The sequence below is a fragment of the Mycolicibacterium celeriflavum genome (genome assembly GCF_010731795.1).
GTDB classification, from domain to species: Bacteria; Actinomycetota; Actinomycetes; order Mycobacteriales; family Mycobacteriaceae; genus Mycobacterium; species Mycobacterium celeriflavum.
In genome coordinates, this window is record NZ_AP022591.1 from 3183404 (window position 1) to 3206718 (window position 23315).

22 protein-coding genes are annotated in these 23315 nt (G+C 67.0%); 7 read left to right on the forward strand and 15 right to left on the reverse strand.

All coding sequences use genetic code 11. The annotated features are described in order from the left end of the window. Positions 1-4 precede the first annotated feature (4 nt). Entirely contained in the window at positions 5-1072 is a 1068-nt protein-coding gene (locus G6N18_RS15430) for a M42 family metallopeptidase (RefSeq protein WP_083000037.1), read from the forward strand. On the opposite strand, the gene G6N18_RS15435 is transcribed toward G6N18_RS15430, so the two are convergent. The 4 genes from G6N18_RS15435 to G6N18_RS15450 form a co-directional block, all read right to left on the reverse strand. Beyond that, on the reverse strand, positions 1073-1726 hold the full coding sequence (locus G6N18_RS15435) for a hypothetical protein (protein ID WP_067214323.1): 654 nt from the start codon (positions 1724-1726) through the stop codon (positions 1073-1075). A 166-nt stretch (positions 1727-1892) separates the two neighbouring features. Then, on the reverse strand, positions 1893-2600 hold the full coding sequence (locus tag G6N18_RS15440; RefSeq protein ID WP_083000239.1) for a DUF899 domain-containing protein: 708 nt from the start codon (positions 2598-2600) through the stop codon (positions 1893-1895). Between the two features lie 66 nt (positions 2601-2666). Then, positions 2667-2888: a DUF7218 family protein gene (locus G6N18_RS15445; protein ID WP_067214324.1), complete on the reverse strand. Its 222-nt coding sequence runs from the start codon at positions 2886-2888 to the stop codon at positions 2667-2669. Positions 2889-2902: 14 nt separating this feature from the next. Then, entirely contained in the window at positions 2903-4015 is a 1113-nt protein-coding gene (locus G6N18_RS15450; protein ID WP_067214325.1) for an alpha/beta hydrolase, read from the reverse strand. 216 nt (positions 4016-4231) lie between these two features. Between G6N18_RS15450 and G6N18_RS15455 the strand changes: the two genes are divergently transcribed. Further along, complete coding sequence (locus G6N18_RS15455) at positions 4232-5206, forward strand: aldo/keto reductase (RefSeq protein ID WP_083000038.1); 975 nt, start codon at positions 4232-4234, stop codon at positions 5204-5206. Here G6N18_RS15455 and G6N18_RS15460 read toward each other — a convergent pair. From G6N18_RS15460 to G6N18_RS15475, 4 genes are all read right to left on the reverse strand, one after another. Then, the gene (locus G6N18_RS15460; RefSeq protein ID WP_083000039.1) at positions 5203-7032 is read right to left on the reverse strand and encodes a fatty acyl-AMP ligase; all 1830 of its coding nucleotides are present in this window, start codon (positions 7030-7032) and stop codon (positions 5203-5205) included. The two genes, G6N18_RS15455 and G6N18_RS15460, sit on opposite strands and share 4 nt — an antisense overlap. A gap of 90 nt (positions 7033-7122) precedes the next feature. After that, complete coding sequence (locus tag G6N18_RS15465) at positions 7123-8220, reverse strand: acyl-CoA dehydrogenase family protein (protein ID WP_083000040.1); 1098 nt, start codon at positions 8218-8220, stop codon at positions 7123-7125. Between the two features lie 7 nt (positions 8221-8227). Then, entirely contained in the window at positions 8228-9403 is a 1176-nt protein-coding gene (locus G6N18_RS15470; protein ID WP_083000041.1) for an acyl-CoA dehydrogenase family protein, read from the reverse strand. 84 nt (positions 9404-9487) lie between these two features. Beyond that, on the reverse strand, positions 9488-10207 hold the full coding sequence (locus G6N18_RS15475) for an NUDIX hydrolase (RefSeq protein ID WP_067214330.1): 720 nt from the start codon (positions 10205-10207) through the stop codon (positions 9488-9490). Positions 10208-10298: 91 nt separating this feature from the next. On the opposite strand from G6N18_RS15475, the gene G6N18_RS15480 reads away from it, so the two are divergent. The 3 genes from G6N18_RS15480 to G6N18_RS15490 are packed head-to-tail and all read left to right on the forward strand — an operon-like array spanning position 10299 to position 12677. Beyond that, entirely contained in the window at positions 10299-10547 is a 249-nt protein-coding gene (locus tag G6N18_RS15480) for a BatC protein (RefSeq protein WP_067214331.1), read from the forward strand. A gap of 22 nt (positions 10548-10569) precedes the next feature. After that, positions 10570-11787 carry a cupin domain-containing protein gene (locus G6N18_RS15485; protein ID WP_067214332.1) on the forward strand — a complete coding sequence of 406 codons (1218 nt, stop codon included), beginning with the start codon at positions 10570-10572 and terminating at the stop codon, positions 11785-11787. Continuing rightward, complete coding sequence (locus G6N18_RS15490; protein ID WP_067214333.1) at positions 11784-12677, forward strand: ferredoxin family protein; 894 nt, start codon at positions 11784-11786, stop codon at positions 12675-12677. The genes G6N18_RS15485 and G6N18_RS15490 overlap by 4 nt, the downstream gene beginning before the upstream one ends. A 16-nt stretch (positions 12678-12693) precedes the next feature. Here the strand turns inward: G6N18_RS15490 and G6N18_RS15495 are convergent, their stop codons facing one another. The 4 genes from G6N18_RS15495 to G6N18_RS15510 form a co-directional block, all read right to left on the reverse strand. Next, positions 12694-13305 carry a TetR/AcrR family transcriptional regulator gene (locus G6N18_RS15495; RefSeq protein WP_083000043.1) on the reverse strand — a complete coding sequence of 204 codons (612 nt, stop codon included), beginning with the start codon at positions 13303-13305 and terminating at the stop codon, positions 12694-12696. A gap of 20 nt (positions 13306-13325) precedes the next feature. Continuing rightward, a complete protein-coding gene (locus G6N18_RS15500; protein WP_083000044.1) occupies positions 13326-16193 on the reverse strand; it encodes an MMPL/RND family transporter in 2868 nt (955 codons plus the stop codon). Beyond that, on the reverse strand, positions 16190-16630 hold the full coding sequence (locus G6N18_RS15505; protein WP_067214336.1) for an MmpS family transport accessory protein: 441 nt from the start codon (positions 16628-16630) through the stop codon (positions 16190-16192). The genes G6N18_RS15500 and G6N18_RS15505 overlap by 4 nt, the downstream gene beginning before the upstream one ends. Before the next feature lie 182 nt (positions 16631-16812). Next, positions 16813-17670, reverse strand: a complete 858-nt coding sequence (locus G6N18_RS15510) for an acyl-CoA thioesterase (protein ID WP_234806085.1) — start codon at positions 17668-17670, stop codon at positions 16813-16815. A 44-nt stretch (positions 17671-17714) separates the two neighbouring features. Here G6N18_RS15510 and G6N18_RS15515 point away from each other — a divergent pair, with 44 nt between their 5' ends. After that, positions 17715-18197: a MarR family winged helix-turn-helix transcriptional regulator gene (locus G6N18_RS15515; RefSeq protein ID WP_067214338.1), complete on the forward strand. Its 483-nt coding sequence runs from the start codon at positions 17715-17717 to the stop codon at positions 18195-18197. Further along, positions 18194-19444 (forward strand): MFS transporter, encoded by a 1251-nt coding sequence (locus G6N18_RS15520; protein ID WP_083000046.1) that lies wholly within the window; start codon positions 18194-18196, stop codon positions 19442-19444. Before G6N18_RS15515 ends, G6N18_RS15520 begins: the two co-directional genes overlap by 4 nt. A 10-nt stretch (positions 19445-19454) precedes the next feature. Here G6N18_RS15520 and G6N18_RS15525 read toward each other — a convergent pair whose 3' ends face one another. From G6N18_RS15525 to G6N18_RS15535, 3 genes are read right to left on the reverse strand one after another with little or no spacing between them, the layout of a single operon-like run. Continuing rightward, on the reverse strand, positions 19455-20294 hold the full coding sequence (locus G6N18_RS15525) for an SDR family oxidoreductase (protein ID WP_083000047.1): 840 nt from the start codon (positions 20292-20294) through the stop codon (positions 19455-19457). A 30-nt stretch (positions 20295-20324) separates the two neighbouring features. After that, complete coding sequence (locus G6N18_RS15530) at positions 20325-21683, reverse strand: WS/DGAT/MGAT family O-acyltransferase (protein WP_083000048.1); 1359 nt, start codon at positions 21681-21683, stop codon at positions 20325-20327. Between the two features lie 16 nt (positions 21684-21699). Then, the gene (locus tag G6N18_RS15535; RefSeq protein ID WP_083000241.1) at positions 21700-23277 is read right to left on the reverse strand and encodes an FMN-binding glutamate synthase family protein; all 1578 of its coding nucleotides are present in this window, start codon (positions 23275-23277) and stop codon (positions 21700-21702) included. Positions 23278-23315: the final 38 nt, after the last annotated feature.

Genomic DNA, 23315 nt, shown 5'->3' on the forward strand with positions numbered 1-23315 from the left:
ATCTATGGCGACCGGCGATGCGCTGAACCGCGCCTTGCTCCAGGAATTGCTTTACGCGTACGGGCCGTGCGGACAGGAAGACGCCGTGCGGGAGATCTGCCGCCGCGAGTTGGGTCCGCACGTCGACGAGATATGGGCCGATGAGGCGGGCAACCTGGTGGGCCTGATCCACGGTGCCAACAGCGAGGCGCCTGCCATTCGCCTGATGGCGCACATGGACGAGTTGTCGATGCTCGTCAAGCGCATCGACAGCGACGGCACCCTGCACATGACACCGCTGGGAACGATGTATCCGGGCAATTTCGGACTCGGCCCGGTGGCGGTGCTCGGGAGCAACGAAACGATGATCGGCGTGTTGACCCTGGGCTCCGAGCACACCACCAAAGAAAGCCAGCAGATCTGGGAGACCAAACCGGACCAGGGCGACAAGGCACTCGATTGGCTGCACGTGTACGTGTTCACCGGCCACTCCCCCGACGAACTGTCCGCCGCAGGCGTGCTGCCGGGCACGCGCGCATGCGTGCACCGAAGCAAGCGCACTCTGATCGACGTCGGTGCCGACTATCTCGGTTGCTATTTCATGGACGACCGCGCGGCGGTGACTGCGCTTCTGGACACCGCGCGCCGGATGGCCGAAGGCGACCGACGCCCCAACGGCGACGCCTATTTCGTCTTCACCACCAGCGAGGAGGTCGGCGGCATCGGCGGATCCTATGCGAGCCGCACCCTTCCCGGTGACCTGACGATCGCACTGGAAGTCGGCCCGGCCGAAGCCGAGTACGACACCCGTTGCTCTCGAGGGCCCATCGTCGCGTACAGCGACGCCGAGGGCGTGTACGACAAGCCGGTCGCCGACCGGTTGCTCGCCATCGCGACCGACCTCGGGCTGTCGCCGCAACCGGCGGTGCTGGGCGCCTTCGAGTCCGACGCTTCACACGCCAAGGCCAGCGGGCTGGTGGCGCGGGCCGGGCTGTTGTGCCTGCCGACCCTGAGCACTCACGGCTACGAAGTCATTGCGCGACGGGCCATTCCGGACATGACCGCGGTGCTGCTCGAATTCCTGCTGCGCTGATTATCCGTCGAGTTCGCCGGCGATTCCCTGCTCGATGGCGGCCCGGGCACGCTCGGGCAGCACGATCAACCCGTCGAGTTCGCGACGCGCCAGCTCGTAGGCGCGTTCGCGTTCCTGCGGGGTGGCCGCGGTGTCGGTGGCGACGAGCAGCATGTTCTGGGCGCGGGCGAGGCGCTGCTGCTCCTGCGTCGAGAAATCGCTGCGCCGACGCCGGACCGCCTCGTTCTCCGCGGCGTCGAAGGCGGTGACGTAGTCGGTGACCGCGTCGACGTATTCACGAGCCGCCGCACCGCCGTCGACGAGGTCCTCGGCCTTCGCCGGCCGCAGCAGGTCGGCGCGCAGCTTGGTGCGGTGGAACCGCTCGGTCAGCGGGTCGCGCATGTCGGTCATCAGCGGGAAGTCGAGCAGCTTGGCCAGGTCGAGCTCGTACTCCAGCCAGCGGGTGTCCGTACGGTCGTGCTCCTTGACCGCCCGGGCGATCGCCTGCCAGTGGACTGCGGTGGTCGCACGCTGCGGTTCCGGCGCGGCGCGGGGTTCGCGGCGTTCGTCCTGCCGGGCCCGGGCCGCCGAGAACGCCCGCCATCCGCCGTACAGCACGCCGGCCAGTGGGACGAGCAGGATCAGCAGCTCGACCAGTCGGAAAATCAGGCCCATACCGGCTCCATGGAGCCAGGATGCCACCGCGGCGCGACCCTCGGTCGGTGTCGGTCCGTGGACCTACGCGCGAGATTGCACTCATGGTTGCGGATGCGCGCTTGAATCGGAGGCGGCGAGCACGACCTTGACCGCAATCTCGGCGGTAGCTTCGAGCGACGGCCAGCTACTCGGCGTCAGACCCGTACACGCGCGCGATGTCGGGCGAGTCAAGCCAGCCCGAGTACGTCGGCCGCTGCGGCCAGCCCTCTGGCGAATCCTGCCACTCCTCCTGGCGGCCCCAGGGCAGCACGTCGATGAGCGCGAACGAATGGCTGAGTTGTTCGGTGCCGCGGCCGTTGGTGTGCCACGTCCGGTACACGGCGTCACCGTCCCGCAGGAACACGTTGACCGCGAACCCTTCGCCGGGCGCGGCGTCGACGTCGGCGCCGAACGAACTCTCCGACGACGAGTACCAGGTCATCTTGTTGCCGACCTTGGTGCGGTAGGCCAACGCCTCTTCGATCGGGCCGTTGGTGACGATCACGAACCGAGCGTCGTAATTGTCGAGAAACTCCAGCCGGGTGAACTGGGAGGTGAAACCGGTGCAGCCGCCGCACTGCCACTCCGCGCCGTCGGTCCACATGTGGTTGTAGACGATCAGCTGGGAGCGCCCCTCGAACACGTCGGCGAGCCTGACCGGACCGTGCTCGCCGATCAACGTGTAGTCGGGCATCCGGACCATGGGCAACCGCCGCCGCTGGGCGGCGATGGCGTCCAGTTCGCGCGTCGCTGCCTTCTCACGCCTGCGCAGGTCGTCTAGCGCGGCCCGCCAGGTCGCGTCGTCGACGACGGGAGGTAGGGCGGCCGGTTGAGTCGTGACGGGGTTCGTCATCATCTTCAATCCTCCTGCGGGTGTGCACTCGCAGGTAATGACCGGCTCAGCGACCGAAAGTCATCGTCAGCTCTTCTTGGACCCGCCGGACTTCTTGCCGGAGTTCTTGCCGCCCTTCTTCGACGCGTCGGGCGTGTTCGCGATCGCCGCCGCGCGCGATTTGCTCATGCCCTTCTTGCGCAGGCCCTCGTACTGTTTGTCGTTCTTGACGCTGGAACCGTGATCCTTCGCCATCGTGGCCTCCTCCATCGTGGTGCGTTGGGGATACCCGCCGATGACGGCCTCCACACCGCAGCCCAGAACTAGACCGCCGCCGCGGCCTCACCCCGCAATTGCCGGTCGCGAACATCGCTGAGGAAACCGCTCACCTCGACGGCGAGCCGCCGAGCATGCGACGAGTCGACGAGGTCGAACGCGTGACCTGCGCGCGGTATCTCGCTGTACTCCACCGCATTACGCGATATCGCGCGTAACCTCTCGCTGAACTCCCGCGCCTCACGGACCGGGATGATGGTGTCGTGCTCACCGTGGACGAGGAAGAACGGCGGCGCATCCTTGTGAATGCGCGCCAGCGGAGAAGCAGCGGTGAAGATGTCCGGATTACGAGACTGCCTGCGCCCCACGACAACTCGCTCCAAGAAGTTCATGAAATTCTTGCGAGACGGAGTCGAGCGGTCCTGCCAGTCGTAGCGGCCGTAAATGCCGACGACCGCGTCGACGGAGGTGTCGGCGCCGTCGGTCAGCTCACCGCGGAACGCCGGGTCGCCTGGTGTGAGGGCCGCGAGCGAGGCGAGGTGCCCACCCGCCGAGCAGCCCGCCACCGCGACGAAGTTCCGATCTCCGCCGTACTTGCCGACGTTGGCGCGCGCCCACGCGATCGCTGCGTTGACGTCGGCAATGTGACGCGGCCAGCGGTACACCGGTGACACCCGGTAATCCATCGTCAGGCACACCCAACCCTGCTTGACCAGGTGATGAAGCATCGTGTGGCCCTGCATGACGCGGGAGCCCTGCACCCAGGCACCCCCGGGCACGAACAGCAGCACCGGCGCGTCGGGCGGCAGGTCGGGCAGCCGCCAGACGTCGAGAAGCTGGGCGCGGTGATCGCCGTAGCGCACCGAGCTGCGGTACAGGCACTTCTGCCGCTGCGCGCGGAAGCGCAGGTAGGGCGGAATCCGGCTGCCGCCTTGTGACGCGATCGACTCGTCGGCGACGTCTGCCGGTGCGGCCTCCGTTGCCGAACCGAAGCGCCTGGTCACCATGCCCCGCACCGCAGCGGGCGCGTAGTGGTGCCCGTACATCGCCATCGCGGTCAGGCCGGCGAATGGCTCGAGGTGCTTGCCGACCACCGGCAACGACGAGTACATCCTCGTCGAAGCCATGACCAGGTCGAACGGGTGAAGGGACATCGTCATCCCGCCATCGCCAAGTCGTTGTCACCGGCGCGGCCGCCACAGGATTCGCAGGCCATTTCTTCAATGCTGAAATGCCCGCAGGTGGGGCAGATGAACTCGAGCATGCGCTACGCCTTTCGAGACTGGTGTAAACACGCCGACCTTCTGCAGCCCGCGTCGCATACCCCGGCCTTTCAGCCGCAAAACCCATCCGATGCGTTCAGTACCGTGGGCAGGGTGAAGTACTTGGACGTCGACGGAATGGGGCGGGTCAGCCGTATCGGCCTCGGGAACTGGCAATTCGGCTCTCGCGAATGGGGTTACGGCGACACGTATGCGGGTGGCGCAGCCCGCGAAATCGTGCAGCGGTCGCTCGCCCTGGGTGTAACTCTGTTCGATACCGCCGAAATTTACGGGTTCGGCAAGAGCGAGCGCATCCTGGGCGAAGCACTCGGCGACGCGCGCGCTGACGTGGCGGTCGCCAGCAAGGTGTTCCCGGTCGCCCCGTTCCCGGCAGTGGTGAAACAGCGCGCGCACGCCAGCGCGCAGCGGTTGGGGCTGCAGAAGATCCCGCTGTATCAGATCCATCAGTCGAACCCTGTGGTGCCCGATTCGGTGATCATGCCCGGTATGCGCGAGCTGCTCGACAGCGGCGTGATCGGCGCGGCGGGCGTGTCCAACTATTCGTTGGACCGCTGGCGCAAGGCCGACGAGGCGCTGGGCCGGCCGGTGATCAGCAATCAGGTGCACTTCTCACTGGCCCATCCGCAGGCGCTCGAACATCTGGTGCCGTTCGCGGAACGGGAGAACCGCATCGTGATCGCCTACAGCCCCCTGGCTCAGGGGCTGCTCGGCGGCAAGTACGGACCGGACCACCGCCCAAGCGGCGGCGCCCGTGCCATGAACCCGCTGTTCGGCACGGAGAACCTGCGCCGCGCTGAACCGCTGCTGCAGACGCTGCGTGATGTCGCCGCTGACGTCGGCGCCAAACCTGCACAGGTGGCGCTGGCGTGGCTGATCGGCCTGCCGAACGTCGTCGCCATACCGGGCGCGTCCAGCGTCGAACAACTCGAGTTCAATGTGGCCGCCGCCGACATCGAGCTCAGCGCGGACGCTCAAGCAGCGCTCACGGCTGCGGCCCGGGCGTTCCGGCCCGTGGGGACCGTCCGCTTCCTGACCGACACGGTCCGCGAGAAACTCGGCGTCGGTTAACGGCGCAGCTTTCCACCGATGTATTCGGCGCGACAGGCGCCGCGGGCGAGCTTGCCGCTCGTCGTGCGCGGAATGGCCCCGGCGGCGACGAACCGGACGTCAGCGGTTGCGATGCCGTGTCGCTGCAACACGGCATCGCGGATCGCTTCGATCGCCGGCGCTGGATCGAGTCGTGCCGTACCGGTCGCGCGTTCGGCGACGATGACCGGGGCCGCCTCGCCATCGGGTCCGGGCACCGTGAACGCGGTGACGTGTCCCGGTCGCGCCATCGCCGAGGCCCGTTCGGCGGTGGCCTCGACATCCTGCGGGTAATGCTGCCTGCCGTCGATGACGATCAGGTCGGCACGCCGGCCGGTGACGTACAGCTCGCCTTCCAGGTGAACGCCCAGATCACCGGTGCGCAACCAGTTCGCTTGCGGTGCAACTCCTTCGGCGTGGCTGCCGGAGGACAACCGAGACGTGAGCCGGGCGTCGAAGGCTCGGCTCGTCTCGTCGGGCCGGCCCCAGTAGCCCCTGCCGATGTTGGCGCCGTGCAGCCAGATCTCGCCGATCCGGCCGTCCGGCAGTTCGGCGCCGGTGTCGGGGTCGGGGTCGGTGATGACGGCCCACTGGGTGCGGGCCACCTGCCCGCAGGACACGTGCGCCACCGCGTCGGGCGCACCGGCGGCGATCGGCACGGCGCGGCCGTGGGCGAGTTGCTTGCGGTCGAAATACACCGCCTTGGCGTGGGCGTCGGGTGAGATGGTCGAGACGAACAGCGTGGCCTCGGCGATACCGTAGGATGGTCGAAACGCGTTGGGCGGCAACCCGTATGGTGTGAACGCGGCGTTGAAGGTGTCGATCGCCTCGATGCTGACGGGTTCGGAGCCGACGATCAGCACCGCCTTGCTCAGGTCGAGGTCGTCGCCGGGCGCGGGCAGGCCCCGCTGCGCCGCGTACTCGTAGGCGAAGTTCGGCGCCGCCGTGACCACCCGGCCCTCGCGCGCACCGTCCGACAGCGCCTTGATCCACCGCTGCGGGCGGCGGATGAACGCGGTGGGCGACATCAGCGTCGAATGCCCGCCGTACACCGCGGGGAACCCGATCATCGACAAGCCCATGTCGTGGAAGAGGGGTAGCCAGCTGACGCCGTGCACTTTTCGGTCGAGCAGGTCGATGGACAGGATCATCTGGATGAGGTTCGTGCCGACCGCACGGTGGGTGATCTCTACGCCGACCGGCGGCCGCGTCGCACCCGAGGTGTACTGCAGATGCGAAATGTCGTCGAGACGCAGTGGCACAGGTTCGAAATCGTCACCGGAGTCGGTGATTTCGTCGAGCACCACCACCCGCGGGGTGGAAACGCCGTCGAGGTCGGCGAGGAAGTCGTGCACGTTCGCCGCCGCTGCCGCAGTCGTCACCACCACCGAGGGCTCGGAGTCGCGCAGCGCGGTGCCGAGTCGTCGGGCGTGGCCCTGTAATTCGGGTGCGAACAACGGAACCGCGATGGCACCCGCCTTGATCGCGGCGAAGAATCCGGTGACGTAGTCGAGGCCCTGCGGCGCCAGGATGGCCACCCGGTCTGCGCGCTGCGCGACCCGTTGCAGGTGCGCGGCGACCGTTCGCAGGCGAACGCCGAGTTGTGTCCAGGTGAGTTCGGTGGCCCGCCCGTTGGTGTTGCCGGTGTAATCCAGGTAGCGGTAGGCCGGCGCGTCGCCGACGTTGGCGATGTTGCGGTCGATGAGCGAGATCAGGTTCACGCCTGCAGGCACCGCGACCCGGCCGTCGGAGTCCAGGCAGTCCTCGATCCGCAACAGCCCGTCGTGGGTCACGGTCCGTTCACCCATGAGCGCAGTCTAGGTACCGTCGCCCTAGGTCGTGGTACGTCCGTACCAGAGCCGGTTACGCCTCGCGTTCGAGTGAGGATGCGATTTCGACTAGAGCGAGACAGTGCCGTAATCGCCGACGTGGCCGACCAGCGTGCGCAGCTGGTCGTCGGCCGTGCCGAACGTGTTGTCGATCGCGGTGAGCCGCGCGGCGTAATGGCCGACCGGGTACTCGGCGGTCATGCCGATGCCGCCGTGCAGCTGGATCGCCTCCTGTGCGATGTGCCGCCCGGACCGGCCGATCTGCAGTTTGGTCCGCGCCGCGATCACCGGATCGAACCGCCCGTCGGCGATCGACATCGCGGCGTAGAAGTTCATGCTGCGCGCGAGCTCCAGCGAGACGTACATGTCCGCCGCGCGCTGCGTCAACGTCTGGAACTTGCTCAGCGGAACACCGAATTGCTTACGGCTGGTTAGGTACTCGGTGGTGAGCCGCAAAGCCTCCTCCATGACGCCGACCGCCTCCGAGCACAGCGCCGACTGATAGCGGATGACGGTGCGGGCGACGTGTTCGGCCGTGTCGCCACCGTCGCCGAGCGGTTCGGCGGGTGCGGAGTCGAAGTCCAGTTGAGCACCGCGGCGGCCGTCGAAGGTGCGATAGGGCTGCCGGTTCGTCGCGGCCGCCTCGACGAGGAAGAGGCCGGTTCCGCTGTCGGGCAGCGCCGCGGTGACGACCACGGTGTCCGCCGAATCGCCCGCCAGCACAGGGTTTTTCCGACCACTGACCGTCCACGTGTCGCCGTTTCGCTGTGCGCGAGCAGCGGGTTCGGCGGACGGGACGCGCGCACCCGGCTCGGCGTGGGCGAAGGCCAGCAGCGTCTCACCCGCCGCGACACTCTCGAGGAGTTCCTTCTGTTGGTCGCTGCCCAATTCGGCGATCAGGCCGCCCGGGACGAGCGCGGCCTGCGCGACCGGTTCGGGTGCGAGCTGCCTGCCGATCTCGGTCAGCACCACCATCGCCTCGATCTGGCCCGCTTCGGTGGGGTCGAAACCGAGGCCGAGGATGCCCACCTCGGCCAGCTGCGCCCACACCTCGCGACGCCAGCCGGGCTCGGCTTTGGTGAGACCGGCGATGTCGTCGCCGCGCGAGAGCACGTCGCGGGTGACGTCGCGGAGCAGTTGTTGTTCCTCGGTCAGGTCGAAGTCCACGGTCGGCTCACAATCCCAGGATGGTCGAAGCGATGATGCTGCGCTGAATCTCGTTGGTACCGCCGTAGATCGACGTCTTGCGATAGTTCAGGTAGCGGGGGGCGGCGTCCTGCGCCCATGCCGGCGTATCGACGTCAGCGCCGGCGTCGAACGGCAGGGCATCCGGTCCGGCCACCTCGACGAGCAGCTCGGTGGCGGCCTGCTGCAGCTGGCTGCCGCGCAGCTTGAGGATCGACGAGGCCGGGTTGGGTTTGCCGTCGGCCTCCGATCCGCTGACCCGCATCTGCGTGAGCTCCAGCGCCAGCAGCCCGGTTTCGATTTCGGCGACGCGCGCGGCGAACAGCGGGTCGTGCAGCAGCGGAGCGCCGTTGACCTGCAGCTGCGCGGCATGCTCTTTGACCTGGGACATCCACAGTTTCGTCAGCCCGATGCGGGCGATGCCGGTGCGTTCGTTGCCGAGCAGGAACTTGGCGTAGGTCCAGCCCTGGTTCTCCTCGCCGACGAGTTGGTCGGCCGGAATCCGGACGTCTTCGAAGAAGATCTCGTTGACCTCGTAGCTGCCGTCGATCAGCTCGATCGGGCGAAGCGTTATGCCGGGTGTGGACATCTCGGCCAGGAGGAACGAGATACCGGCCTGCCGCTTGGGTGCGTTCGGATCGGTGCGCGCGAGCAGGAAGATCCAGTCGGCGTACTGCCCGAGAGTCGTCCACGTCTTCTGGCCGTTGACGACGTAGGTGTCGCCGTCGCGCACCGCGGTGGTGCGTATCGACGCGAGGTCCGAGCCCGCCTCGGGTTCGGAAAAGCCCTGACACCACCAGATGTCGATGTTGGCTGTCGCCGGCAGGAAGCGCTCCTTCATCGCTTGCGAGCCGAACTGGGCGATCACCGGGCCGACCATCTTGGTGTTGAAGGCCAGCGGTTCGGGCACACCGGCCAGTTGCATCTCATCGAGCCAGATCTGCCGCTGCAGCGGAGACCACTTCTTACCACCCCACTCGACCGGCCAGTTCGGCACGGCCAGGCCGTTGGCGTTGAGGATCCGCTGGCTGGTCACCATGTCGTCCGGGAAGCTCGGATGCCCGGTCTTGCCCCGGTCACGGATGTCTTCGGGAATCTCGGTGGCGTAGAAGCGCCGCAGTTCGTCGCGGAACGCAGCGTCCTCGTCACTCAACGCCAACTTCAAGGTCCACCCCGTTCTGTCGTGCGGTTGGTCACGGGATACCCGCGGCCGCCGAATCCATGTGAGTGCATGTGCATTGTGCCCGTCCTACTTCCACGCGAAGACCGGTTGCTCGAGTTCGTCGACCGGATCGTGGCGGCCTTCCAGGCACAACCACCGCAGTTGCAGGAGCACCGCGCCCGTCGGCGCGTGGATCAGGTCGTTGCCCAGCGGGACCTGGACCACAGGTCGCGGGCTCTCGGGGATCTCGATGAACCGCGGCGAGTCGTCGCGCTGCAACTGGTGTAACCCGACCCGGTACACCGCGACCACCTCCTCGGGCGCCGGCTGCGGATCGAGCCGTCCACCACCCCAGATCACCACCGGGGTGATGACGTATCCGGATCGCGTCGGGTAGTCGTCGAGCAGGCCCAGCACCGTCGACTCCGGCAGCCTGACCCCGACCTCCTCGTCCAGCTCGCGCAGCGCCGCGTCGATCACGGTTTCACCCGGGTCGAGCCGGCCACCGGGCAGCGCCCACTGCGCGGCGTGCGACGTCAACCGGGATGCCCTGCGACACAACAGGAAAGCCGCTCCGCCCGAGACGTCGACCATGCGTCCGTCGAGACCGGCTTCCGGCATCGGGCGCCCGTCGATCCAGTCGTCGACGTTCGCCGGATCCACCCGATCCTCGCCGACCTCGGAATCGACGAGCACCACCGCGACCGCCGCGTGCCTCTTGGTCGGATCGGTCACGGCGCGACGCCGGTGTCCCGACAGGTTCGCCCTGATCCGCTCGTGCAGCGCCGCGTCGTAGGAGATCGTCACCGCTCGACCATAATGACGCGGTGTTTCGTCGTCGCGGTCCGGGGCAACTCCGTCAGCACGCTGCCGTATCAGCCGAACGGAAGGGATCGACATGGCACTCGACGACGACGACATCACCACCTCAGGCGGAGGCGGCGAAGGGCCCGCTGACGGCGGCTCGAACCCGGAAGGCCACGACGGCGGCGCCGACGGCACGGCCGGCGGCGAAGGCCCCGCTGACGGCGGCTCGAACCCCGAGGGTCACGACGGCGGCGCCGACGGCACGGCCGGCGGCGAAGGCCCCGCTGACGGCGGCTCGAACCCCGAAGGCCACGACGGCGGCGCCGACGGAACCGCCTGACGCCTGCTGAATTCTGAGCCCGATGCTTCAGCGCTGCGTTGCGACCGATGCTCGTCGGTTCGCCGACGAGTACTGGGGCCGCAAACCGTTGCTCAGCCGGGCCGACGCGTTGCCCCGCGACTTCAGCGATCTGCTGTCGCCCGACACGGTCGACGAGTTGATCGCCGAGCGTGGGGTGCGCGCGCCGTTCATCCGGTTGGCAAGAGAGGGTGACGTCCTGCCCAAGGACTGCTACCTCGGGCCGGCGGGCTTCGGCGCCGAGATACCCGATCAGATCGACTCCGCGAAGCTGCTGAGCCAATTCGTCTCCGGCGCAACGATTGTGCTGCAAGGCCTGCATCGGTTGTGGCCGCCGCTCATCGATTTCGTCCGCCAGGCAGTCGACGAGCTCGGTCATCCCGCGCAGGCCAACGCCTACGTCACCCCGCCGGTCAATCGCGGCTTCGACCCGCACTACGACGTGCACGACGTGTTCGTCCTGCAGGCATCGGGCAGTAAGCGCTGGATCGTGCACGAGCCGGTTTTCGAGCACCCGCTGTCATCGCAGCCGTGGACACAGCACCGCGCGGAGATCGAGGAGCGGGTCGCCGACGCACCGGTCATCGACACTGTGTTGTCCGAAGGTGACGCGCTCTATCTACCGCGGGGCTGGGTGCATTCGGCGCAGGCCCTGGAGATGACCTCGATCCATCTCACCATCGGGGTGGCGCCGGTGACCGGTGTCGATGTGGCCGGCGCCGTCGTCGACCAGTTGGCGAGCAGCGCGTCGTTCCGGGAATCACTGCCGATGGGCGCCGCGGACGCCGATGAGACGATGGCGACGGTGAGCAAGGTGATGGCGCACATGGTCGGGGCGTTGCGGGACGAGGCGGCGACGCTCAGCGCAGGGGCCGCCGCGCGACTTTCGCGGCGTCACGCCGACAGGACCCGTCCCGTATCCGTCCGCCCGTTGGCGGCGTTCGCGGCGGCCGAGCGCGCCACTGACGCGGTGGTGCAATGGCGGCACGGGCTCTGCGCGACCGTCGACCGATCGGGCGACCGCATCGTCCTGCGCCTGCCCGACCGGACCATGACCTTCCCCCAGATATGCGGCGATGCGGTCCGGACCCTGCACCTCGGAGGCGTCGTCGACGCGACGAGCCTGCCGGGTCTCGACCGCGCCGACGCGACCGTGCTGATCCGGCGGCTGCTGCGGGAGGGAGTCGTCGTTCCGGTGAACTCCCCGGCCGACGCCGGATGACGGCCGCGAAGCGAATCCCGTGCAGCGACCAGTCGCTGGCCCGCGACGACCCGATGTACGGCACGGCGTCGGCGGGGTCGTCGTGGGTGCTGCTCGAGTTGAGCGGGGCCTGGGGGCCGTCAGCGTTCCTGCAGTCGCCGACCTGCATCGATCCCCAACTCGGCCGCGCCATCGTCCGCCGGGTCGAGAAGGCGGGCATGCGCATCGCGGCCATCCGTCGCCATGGCCGCCGCCCCGACATTCCCCGCTGGCGCTGGTACATCGCGCACTCCGGCGTCGGCAGCGAGGCGCTGCACCACGGAGAGGTCGAGGGCCCCGACGGATTCCTCGAGCTTGCGCTGGACGGCAGCGATGGGCAGTTGTCCACCGATCCGCTGATCGCGATCTGCTCGCATGGCAAACACGACCAGTGCTGCGCGGTCCGGGGCCGCAGCGCGTGCGGTGCGATTGCGGCCGAGTACCCCGAATTCACCTGGGAGTGTTCGCATCTCGGCGGTGACCGGTTCGCCGCCACCATGCTCGTCCTGCCCGAGGGGCTGTGCTACGGGCGGGTCGACTCGACCGATTCGGCCGGCCTGGTGCGCCTGTACCTCGAAGGGCGGCTGGACAACCGGTTCCTGCGCGGGCGCACCTCGCTTCCGCATGCCGTGCAGGCCGCCCAATACTTCGCCCGCGAGCGCTACGGCGATGACCGTATCGACGCGCTGCACCCCCTGCACGTCGAACGCGGCGAGCACCTGATTCGTGTTCTGCTCGACGGTCAGGCCGGGCCGATCGAGGTGATACTGCACGAGGAGTTGTCCGAACCCCTACTGTCCCAATGCCATGCCCAGGTCGCCGGCCAGGTCCGCGTCTTCACGCTGGGAACCCTTGGCCTTGTGGACGCTTAGGCCTCGGCGGTCGCCCTCAATCCAGGTAGCGCACCGCAGGCATGACAAGGGTCTCGATCACCTGACGTATGAACGTCGAGTCGACGCGCTGACCGTTGACGACCCGCATGAGGCTCATCGCGGTGGTCACGTCAGCCACCAGCGACCAGTCGCGGCTTGCGGAGATCTCCCCGCGGTCGGCTGCCCGTTGCAGGATCGCTGAGATCTTGCGCCGTCCCCTCAACAGCATCAGATCATCGAGCGCAGAGGCCAGTTCGCGATCGTGCACCGCCTCGAGCGCGACGCGCAAGATCAGATCGAAAGAGACCATCGCGTCCTCATTGCGCTCCGCGCGTTCGATCAGCGCGTCCAGATCACCTTCCAGACTGCCGGTGTCGGGGCTGTCGTCGGTGAGCAGGTCGGGGCGCCAATACACGAGCGCATCGGTCATCAACGCGGCCTTCGACGACCACCGGCGGTAGATCGCCGCCTTGCCCACGCCGGCGCAGGCGGCAATGTCGTTCATGTTGGCGGCGTCGTAGCCGTGTTCCTTGAGCGCGGCCAGCGCCGCGTCGAGGATCGCGGGATCCCTCGATCGGTCCAGCCGCCCCTCGGTGCGCTGGCGCAGCCTCGACTCCGACTCTGTCATCGCCCACGAGCCTAAGGTCGCTACGACGCAGGTTCGCCGGATTGGTGCGCCAACTGCGACGAAGCCGCCCGGCCAGGCCGTTGGACGATCTTGAACGTGTTCAGCGGCCACCAGAACCACCGGCCCAGCGCCGCAGCGATCGATGGCGTCATGAACGCCCGCACGATCAATGTGTCGATGATCAGGCCGATCCCGATCGTCATGCCGAGTTGGCCGACCACGCGCAGGTCGCTGACGATCATCGCCATCATGGTGAATGCGAACACCAAGCCGGCCGCGGTGACGACGCGTCCGGTGGCCCCGACACCTCGGATGATCCCCGTGTTGAGTCCGGCATGTATCTCTTCTTTGAGGCGCGAGACCAGCAGGAGGTTGTAGTCCGAACCCACTGCCAGCAGGATCACCATCGACAACGGGATCACGATCCACTGCACACCCAGTCCCAAGATGTCTTGCCAGAGCAGGACTGACAAACCACACGCGGTACCCAAGGATGCGGCTACGGTACCGACGATCACGAGGGCGGCCACCACGCTGCGCGTGATCAACAGCATGATCGAGAAGATCAGGATCATCGACGCGATGAGCGCGATCGTCAGGTCGGTTCCGACGCCCTTCTGCATATCGGCGTACAGCGATGCGGTGCCGGCCAGCGAGACCTTCGCGTTCGCCAGCGGAGTGCCCTTGAGGGCGTCTGCGACAACCGCTTTGAGGTCCCGGACATGCTCGATGCCCTCCACCGAAGCCGGGTCGCCCTCATGGGTGATGATCATCCGGACCGCCTTGCCGTCCGGCGATACGAACATCTCGAGCCCACGCTCGAAATCCGGGTTTTGGAATACATCCGGCGGCAGGTAGAAGAAATCATCGATGCCGGCCTGATCGAAGTACAGGCCGATTTCGGTCGCTCCTCGGGCCAGTTCTTGTTGTTGGGCCTGGGTACCCGCCATCGTGCTGTGTGTCGCGAGCATGAAGTCGCGCATCGTCTTCATCGACGTGATGGTGTTCTCCAGGACCGGCAACATCTGCGGCAGCAGCTGATCCAACCGGTCCATATCCACGGTGACGCCTTGTATCTGGCCGGCGAGTGTGTCGATGCCGTCCAGGGAGTCGAAGATCGACCGCAGGGCATGGCACACCGGGATGTCAAAACAGTGTGGCTCCCAGTAGAAGTAGTTGCGCAACGGGCGGAAGAAATCATCGAAATCGGCGATGCTGTCGCGCAACTCATCGGTGGTGTCGGCCATCTCATGCGTCCTGCCGACCATGCTGTGCGTGGTTTCGGTCATCTCCTTGGTGATGGCGTACATGCGTTCCATGTTGGCCACGGTCTCACTCAGCTCGTCGGCCTGCTCGAGCATCTGAGCCGAGTTGTCATTGTTGAACTTCGCGGCCTGCAGCGTGCCGGCGTTCTGCGCGCCGAGCAGGAACGGGATGGAACTGTGCTCGATCGGCGAGCCCAGCGGGCGGGTGATGGTCTGTACCCGTTCGATCCCCCGCATGTCAAAGACCTTCCTGGCGACCTGTTCGATCACCAGCATGTCCGCCGGGGTGCGCAGATCATGGTCTGCCTCGAGCATCAACAGTTCGGGGTTCATGCGGGCCTGGGAGAAATGGCGGTCCGCGACGGACATGGCAACGTTGGCAGGCATGTCGGCGGGGGTGAACCGCTGGTCGTTGTATTGCGGCACATAGGTCAGCAGGCTCACGAAACCGATGATGGCGATCAGGCTGGTGACAAAGATGATCGGGACAGGCCACCGAACTGTGGCGGTACCGACTTTGCGCCAACGGCGCGTGGACAGTTCGCGCTTGGCGTCGAGGAGTCCGAACCGGGACGCCACGGTGAGTACCGCAGGCGCCAATGTCAGTGCCGCGGCGATGATCACCAGAATTGCGATCGCGCACGGCAAAGCCATGGTCTGGAAGTAGGGCAGGGTGGTGAAGCTGAGGCACATACAGGCGCCGGCAATCGTCAACCCAGAACCCAAGATGACGTGTGAGACGCCGTGATAGGCAACGTAGAACGCGTCTTCCTGATCGAGGCCCTTCGATCTCTCCTCTTGATATCGGCCAAGGAGAAAGATCAAGTAGTCGGTGACTGCGGCCAGCGACAGCATCGTCACCATGCTCACCGCGTACGGGGTCAGACCAATGATGTCCAAGTTGCCGGCGGCGGCCGTAACGCCCTGTGCAGCAAATAGTCCCAAACCGATGACGACCATGGAGATGAGCATCGTCACGATGGAGCGGTAGATGAGCAGGAGCATCGCCACAATGATGGCGACGGACACTATCTCCATGATCTGCATGCTTTGATGCCCGGCCACACTGGTGTCGGCATTGAGCACCGTGTTGCCCGCGACGTGGGCTTTGATACCGGGCGGCGGGGTAACCGAAGCGACGATGTCACGAACGGCGGCCACCGACTCGTGGCTGGCGCTGGTGCCTTGGGAGCCGTTGAGGAAGATCTGCACATAGGCGGACTTGCCGTCCACACTCTGCGAGCCTGCCGCGGTCAGCGGATCACTCCAGAAATCCTGAACGCTCTGCACGTGCTCGTGGTCGGCGATCAGCTTGGCGACGATCTCGTCGTAGAACTTGTGCGCGGCATCGCCGAGCTTGTCCTCGCCCTCCAGCACCACCATCGCCGTGGAGTCCGAATCGTACTGCTGAAACACCTTGCCGATATTGAGCATTGCCTGATATGACGGCGCGTCGGTGGGGCTCAGCGGTACCGACCGTGTTGCCGCGACTTCGCCCAGAGATGGCACCGCAGTGCCGAGCACCACCACGAGGAGCACCCAGAACAGGATGATCGGCAACGAGAAGATCCGAACCATCCGGCTGAGGAATGGGCGACGAGATTTCACGGGCGGGTTGCTCATACCGATTTCACCAAGCAGTAGACGAACGGTTTGATTGTGTCGTCGCTCGCCCGCTCGTCGCGTATCTCGCCATCGACGGTCACCCGACACCCGAGGTCACTGACACCGCGATCGCCCTGAGCCATGATGTTGGCCGACATCGAAGGCAATGTCGTCACAATCGTGAACGACCATGGCAGCGGAGCGCTTTCGACGAGATGCGGTTGACCCCTCTCGTCGAGATAATTCAGGTTCGCGGTTCCCCCCGACCCGGTCACCTCATACTTGATGTATTTCGGGTTGAAGGGATCGGTAATGCCGGAGCCCTCAGCGGTTTTCGGGGGTTGAGGCGCCGCGGACTCGCGAACACGAACGATCACATACGCACCGACGGCCACGACAACCACAAGCAGTAGCGGTATCCAGAACCGCTTCAACACCCCGACCACCGCGTGCATGCCTCCCGTCCAGGTCAACCACGTCCAGACGTGCGCGGGCAACTTCGCCGCTTACGCAACGTGCAATCAAGCAGAAAGCGAACTGCCCGGCCGTGGCGGAACTTGAGTTCCGTATGGTCCGCCGCGGAGAACAGTACCGGAAACGATCCTGTGAGTTCTGACCGGCTGAACGTGCTCGACGCTCAGGCGGTCGCCCTGCCGAAGTAAAGTTCCTGCGTCGCGAGGCAGACCAACTGCCCGGCCCGGTTGTACATCGTCGACGTCGTCAAGCCCCGCCCGGCGATGCCACTGGGCGAAAACTGGTCGGACAGAATCCAATCCGACAGGTCGGCAGGCCGGTGGAACCACAGCGCATGGTCGATGAGCGCGTTGAAGGTGCCGATCGGGGTGGCGCTTCGCATGGCGAGCGCCGTTTCGACCATCGTGGTTCCGGACAGGTAGGCCAGCAAGCAGCTGTGCAGCACCTCGTCCGCCGGGACCGATTCGCTCGGCCGCCACCACATTCGCAGCCTCGGCGACGGGTTCTCGGATTCGACCGCGAGCCGTGGCGGCGGGTCGACGTAACGCAGGTCGAACGGCTGCGGCCGCACCCAGTAGCCGTCCAGTTCGTCGGCGAACCCGGCCAGTTGCTCCTGGACTGGCGGAAGCGAATCCGGTTCGGGTACTTCGGGGATGGGCTGCTGATAGTCGAGCGACTCGACGGGTGCGCTCAGCGACACCAGCGCCTCGAGAAGGATCTGATCGTTCTGCCGGGCCGTAACCTGCCGGGTCGACAGCGTGCCGCCGTCTCGGGCCACATCGACGTGGAGGTCGACGGGGTAGCGGGCATCACCGGCGCGCACGTAATAGACATGCGCGCTGTGCGGTATCCGGCCCGGCGCGGTCCTGCTCGCCGCCATCAGCGCCTGCCCGGCGATATGGCCGCCCACGATGTGGTGTGCCGGATTGTCGAGTTGCGTCGCGACGAAATGCCGGTCGCCGCGCCGGTCCACCTCCAGTGTGGTGACGATGTCGGCCAGGGACGGCGAGCGGTAAGCCACCCGAGCATCATGCCCGAGTGCACGATTTCGCCCCTGATACATGTATGTGCTATGCATACTTCGTGGCGCCGTCACGATACGACCAACTCGACGAACTGCTGACCCGCATCGCGATAGCGCGGCAGCGACCGAGTTGGCGTGACCGCCTTCTCGCCGGCGCCGGGCCGGTGACCAGCGCGTCCACCCTGCGGGTACTCCGAGCGGTCGAGCAGTGCCAACAGCTTTCCGGCGGCGCCTCGATCCGCGAGGTCGCCGACTTCATGGCCGTCGAGCACTCGACGGCAAGTCGCTCGGTCGCCGCGGTCGTGAGCGCAGGACTCGTCACCAAGACGTCCGCCGCCGATGACCAACGGCGATGCACACTCGTGCTGACCGAGGCCGGTCGCCAGGCGCTGGACACGGTGGCTGATCGGCGACGCGAACTGGTCGCGGAGATGATCGCCGACTGGCCCGAAGCCAGCGTCGACACCCTGGTCGACCTCCTCGACCGGTTGACCGAACGATTCGAACGCCCGGCGGTCCGATGACCGCCGAAGCCACCGTGCGGTCGCCGGCGCGCGGCGCTTTCGGGTTGATCGTCGACCCGGTGTTCGGCGCGCTGTTCTGGGGCAAGATCTTCTCCGTCGTGGCGGTGTGGACGCACGGCATCGTCGCGGCGATCGTGATGTACGACGCGACCGGGTCGGCGCTGATGGTCGGCATGGTCGGCGTCGTGCAGTTCGCGCCGCAGTTGATCCTCAGCCCCACCAGCGGCAAGTGGGCCGACACCGGCGACCCCGCCCGCCAGATCCTGCTCGGCCGGGTGTTGTGTGTCGCCGGTTCCGGTCTGACGGCGGCCTGGCTGTTCGCCGAACCGGCGCAATCCGGCATGTCTGCGGCCATTCCCGTGCTGCTCGGCACCCTGCTGGTCGGCTTCGGCTTCGTGGTCGGCGGGCCGGCGATGCAGTCGATCGTGCCGAACCTCATCCGCGATGGTGAACTGTCGACGGCCAGGGCGCTCAACAGCTTTCCGATGACCGTCGGGCGCGTCGTCGGGCCCGCGGCGGGCGCGTACATCGCTGCGCACCTGGGTTCGGGAGCGGCGTTCGCAGTCAGCGCCGCCCTGCATCTGGTGTTTGCGATCGTGATAGTCGCCGTTCGCTTCCCGGCCCCGCCGGCGCGGCTCGCGGGCACTGACTTTCGCGTACGAGTGGCACTGCGATACGTATGGCGGGACCGTCCGCTGTTCCTGGCGCTGGTCGCAGTGACGACCGTGGGGCTGGCCTCCGATTCGTCAATCACGTTGACCCCGTCGATGGCTGACGAACTCGGCGGCGGCGCCCGCCTGGTCGGAACCCTGTCCGCGGTCTTCGGTGTCGGCGCAGCGGTCGGTATGGCGGTGCTCGCGTTGATGCGCGGCCGGCTCGCGTCGCACAAGGTGTCGACGATCGGCATGGCCGGGCTCGCGGCCGGCTGCACGGTGCTCGCCATGGCGTCGACGCCTGCGGTGGCGGTCGCGGGATTCGTGCTTGCCGGCCTGGGGTTCGGCTGGGCGATGACCGGCCTGTCCACCGTCGTGCAGGAGCGCGCGCCTGAACAGTTGCGCGGCCGCATCATGGCGCTGTGGCTGGTCGGCTTCCTCGGTTCACGACCGATCGCCGCGGCGCTGCTGGGTGGCACCGCCGACGCGTTCAGCGTGTCGGCCGCGTTCGCGGTCGCGGCGGTGTTGTGCGCGATGGCCATGCTGTGGTGCCGGCCGGCCAAACTTGCCGGTCCGCTGCCCGCATCGCTGTGACCGTTGCGGCTCAGGCGGTTTCGGCGGCTAACCTGGCCCGCTCGGTCATCGACGCGATCACTCCGCCGTCGTTGAGGATGTCGGTGCCGGTGAGGTACCCGGCCTTGGAACTGGCGCAGAACGCGAGCAGTTCGGCCATCTCCTCCGGCCTCCCCCACCGCGGAACCGCGGCGTCGGCGACCATCGCGCCGGCGCCGGCCTGCTCCTCCAACCGGCCCATCTCGGTGTCGATGGATCCCGGCGACACAGAGACGATGCGCAGGCCCTTGCCGTTGAACCGTTCGGCCTGCGACGTGCTGTACCACCTGACGAAGCTCTTGCTCAGCGCGTACGCGATACCCGATCGCGCTTCTGGCGGAACGATGTCGCAGGCGGTGAGCATGCCCGTCATGAATGCCTCCGGCTCGCTCAGCGCTTGGGGGAACTGGTTTTTCGGGATCATCTCGTCGGGCAGCATGTGCGCAGCCATCGAGGCCACGTTCACGATCGCGGCGCCCTCGGCGGCCACCTCGAAGAACACCTCGTCGACATTGGCCGTGCCGATCGCGTTGGTGCGCATGACGTACTCGGCGTCGCCCATGCTGGGGCTCACCCCCGCGGTGTGGATCACGGACGCGATGGTGCCCAGGCCGCACGCCGTCTCGAACAGGCGGCCGACCGCCAGCCGGTCGGTGACGTCGCAGTGCACGACGGGGGCCGTGATGCCGAGATCGGCCAACGTCGCCGCCGCACCGTCGAGCCGGTCCTTTCGGACGTCGCAGAGGACGACGGTGTGGTCCAGGCCCACCACCTTGGCCGTCGCCTGACCCATGCCACCCGCGCCGCCCGTGATCACCGACACTCGACTCATACCCGGACGGTATACCGCTACGGGGATGCCTCAGACACCCACCGCGCGTTCCAATTCCTTGAGCGACGTTTCGAGGTGGCCGAGTATCCGCTGAAGATGCGGGACCCTTCTTCGGTCGCCGACCAGCCCGAAGTCGAGGTTGCCGGCGCTGTTGGCCAACGTGATGTTGAGCGCCTGCCCGTCCAGCGGAATCGAGAACGGGTAGTTGCCGTCGAGGCGGGCGCCGTTCCAGTACATCGGCTCCCTGGCCCCGGGGACATTGGAGATCACGATGTTGAACGGCGGCGGCGCGGTCGCGACGAAACCCGGCAGCAGCGCCAGCGCCAGCCCGCCGATCAGCATCGCCGACACCGCGAGTTGTTGAACTCGCGGCAGTTCGGAATAGACCTTCTTGTTGTCCCGCATCGAGGCGGCAACGGCGTCCAGCCGCCGCACCGGATCGTCGAGATCGGTGGCGAGGTTGCACAGGATCGCGCCGACCAGGTTGCCGCCGCCGTCGGCGTCCTTCTCGGTGCGCAGGTTGACCGGCACCATCGCGACGAGCGGGGTGTCCGGCAGCGCGTTCTCCTCGGCCAGGTATTCGCGCAACGCCCCCGCACACATCGCCAGCACGACGTCGTTGACGGTCACCCCGGCGGCGCTCTTGACCTTCTGGATGCGCTCCAACGCCCAGGACTGCGCGGCGACCCGTCGAGCGCCGCCGATGCGGACGTTCAACATGGTCTTCGGCGCCCGGAACGGCAGCGTGAGTTCCTGCTCGAGCAGCGCGGCGCGGGCCAGCATCAGCGTGCTCGGCGCCGCGCCGACGACGGAGCCGGCGGCTTGGCCCAACGTCTGCAGCAGTGACGCACCGGGCTTGGCGCCGGTCCCGCGTCGGGGCGGCAGACTCCAGGGTGCGCGCAGGTCCGTGTCGGCCGGGTCCGTCGTCAACGACCGCTGCATCAACTTGCTCGCTGACACGCCGTCGATCAGCGCGTGGTGGAACTTCGTGTAGACCGCGAAGCGCCCGTCGTCGAGGCCTTCGATCAGGTGCGCCTCCCACAACGGGCGATGACGGTCGAGCAGGGTCCCGTGCAGCCGCGAGACCAGCTCGAGCAGCTCCCGCACCCGACCGGGCGCGGGCAGGGCCGAGCGGCGCAGGTGATACTCGAGGTCGACCTCCTTGTCGGACGACCAGACCAGGTTGGTCACCCCGCCGAAGAACGCCGGGTGCTTACGGAACGTGGACTGTATTTCGGTCTGCTCGACCAATGCCTCGTAGGTTTCGCGCAGAAATTCCGGGCCGGCCCCGTCCGGCGGTGCGAACAGCTGCAACCCGCCGACATGCATTGGGTGCTCACGGGATTCACCGAGCAGAAAGATCAGGTCGGTCGGCGATATCGGTTGCATACGGCCTCCGGGCGTGTCATCCGACGGCGGACGTCGATGCCGGCGCGGAGTCGCCCTGCGACTCGCGAACCGACATCAACCGGACGATCTCCTTGCGGTCGGCCGCGGACGGCAGGCCCATGTCCGGCTCGTAACCGTACACCTCGTGTAACGGTGTGGAAGCGGTTCGCGTGTCGAGGATGTCGACCGCGTCGGTGGTGATCAGCCCGGGATGCTCGACACCGCACGCCTCGGCCACCTTGACCAGGTCGCGGCGCAGCGTCTTGATGTAGTTCGCGACGCGCTCGGCCTTGACGTCGGGCACCAGGCCTCGGGCCAGCCACGCGTTCTGGGTGGCGACTCCGGTGGGGCATGTGTCGGTATGGCATTTCAGCGCCTGGACACACCCGATCGCGAGCATCGCCTCCCGCGCGACGTAGACCATGTCACAGCCGAGGGCGAAGCCCACGACGGCGTTGTCCGGCAACCCGAGCTTGCCGGCTCCGATGAAGACGAGGTCCTCGTGCAGGCCCCGCTCGGCGAAGATCCGATACGTCTGGGCGAAGCCGAGTTGGAAGGGCAGCGACACGGTGTCGGTGAAGATCAACGGCGCCGCGCCGGTGCCGCCCTCGCCGCCGTCGATCGTGACGAAGTCGACGCCTCGGCCCGTGTCCCGCATGAGATCGGCCAGTTCGTTCCAGAAGTCGAGATCGCCGACGGCTGACTTGATTCCCACGGGCAGGCCGGTTTCGGAGGCCAGCAGTTCCACCCAGTCGAGCAAGCTGTCGGTGTCGGAGAACTCGGCGTGCCGCGATGGGCTGACGCAGTCGCGTCCCTCCGGAACCCCTCGGGCGGCGGCGATTTCGGTGGAGACCTTGGGAGCCGGTAGCAGTCCGCCGATGGTCGGCTTGGCGCCCTGGCTGAGTTTGATCTCCAACGCGCGCACCGGCGCGCCGGCCACCACATCCTTGAGCTTGTCGAGATCGAAGCGGCCTTCGGCGTCGCGGCAGCCGAAGTACGCGGTGCCGATCTGGAAGATCAGTTCACCGCCGTGGCGGTGATAGCGCGAGATACCGCCTTCACCGGTGTTGTGCAGGCAGTCGGCCAACACCGCGCCCTTGTTCAGCGCCTCGACGGCGTTGGCCGAGAGCGACCCGAAGCTCATCGCCGAGATGTTGACCACGGAGTGCGGTCGGAATGCGCCCGGCCGACCCCGCGCCGCGCCGATCACCTTGGCGCACGGCACCTTTGTCTCGAGCGTCGCGGTCGGCGCCGACGGGGGTACGGCGCGTGGGAACGTTCGGTGCTTGATGACCGGGTAGCCGGAGGTGTATTCGAGGTCGTTGTCGGTGCCGAACCCGAAGTAGTTGTTCTCCTTCTTGGCCGAGGCGTACACCCACCGACGCTGGTCGCGGGTGAACGGGCGTTCCTCGTCGTTGGCCGCGACGATGTACTGCCTCAGCTCCGGTCCGACGGCTTCGAGCAGGTACCGGGCGTGCCCGACTATCGGAAAGTTGCGCAGCAGCGCGTGCTTTCGCTGGAAGAGATCACGCGCTGCCACGGCGCCCAACGTCGATGCGGCCACGGCAGCGAGACCACGAACTGTGCGGCCCATGCCGTCAGTGTTGCCACGCACCGGCGGACCGAAACCGA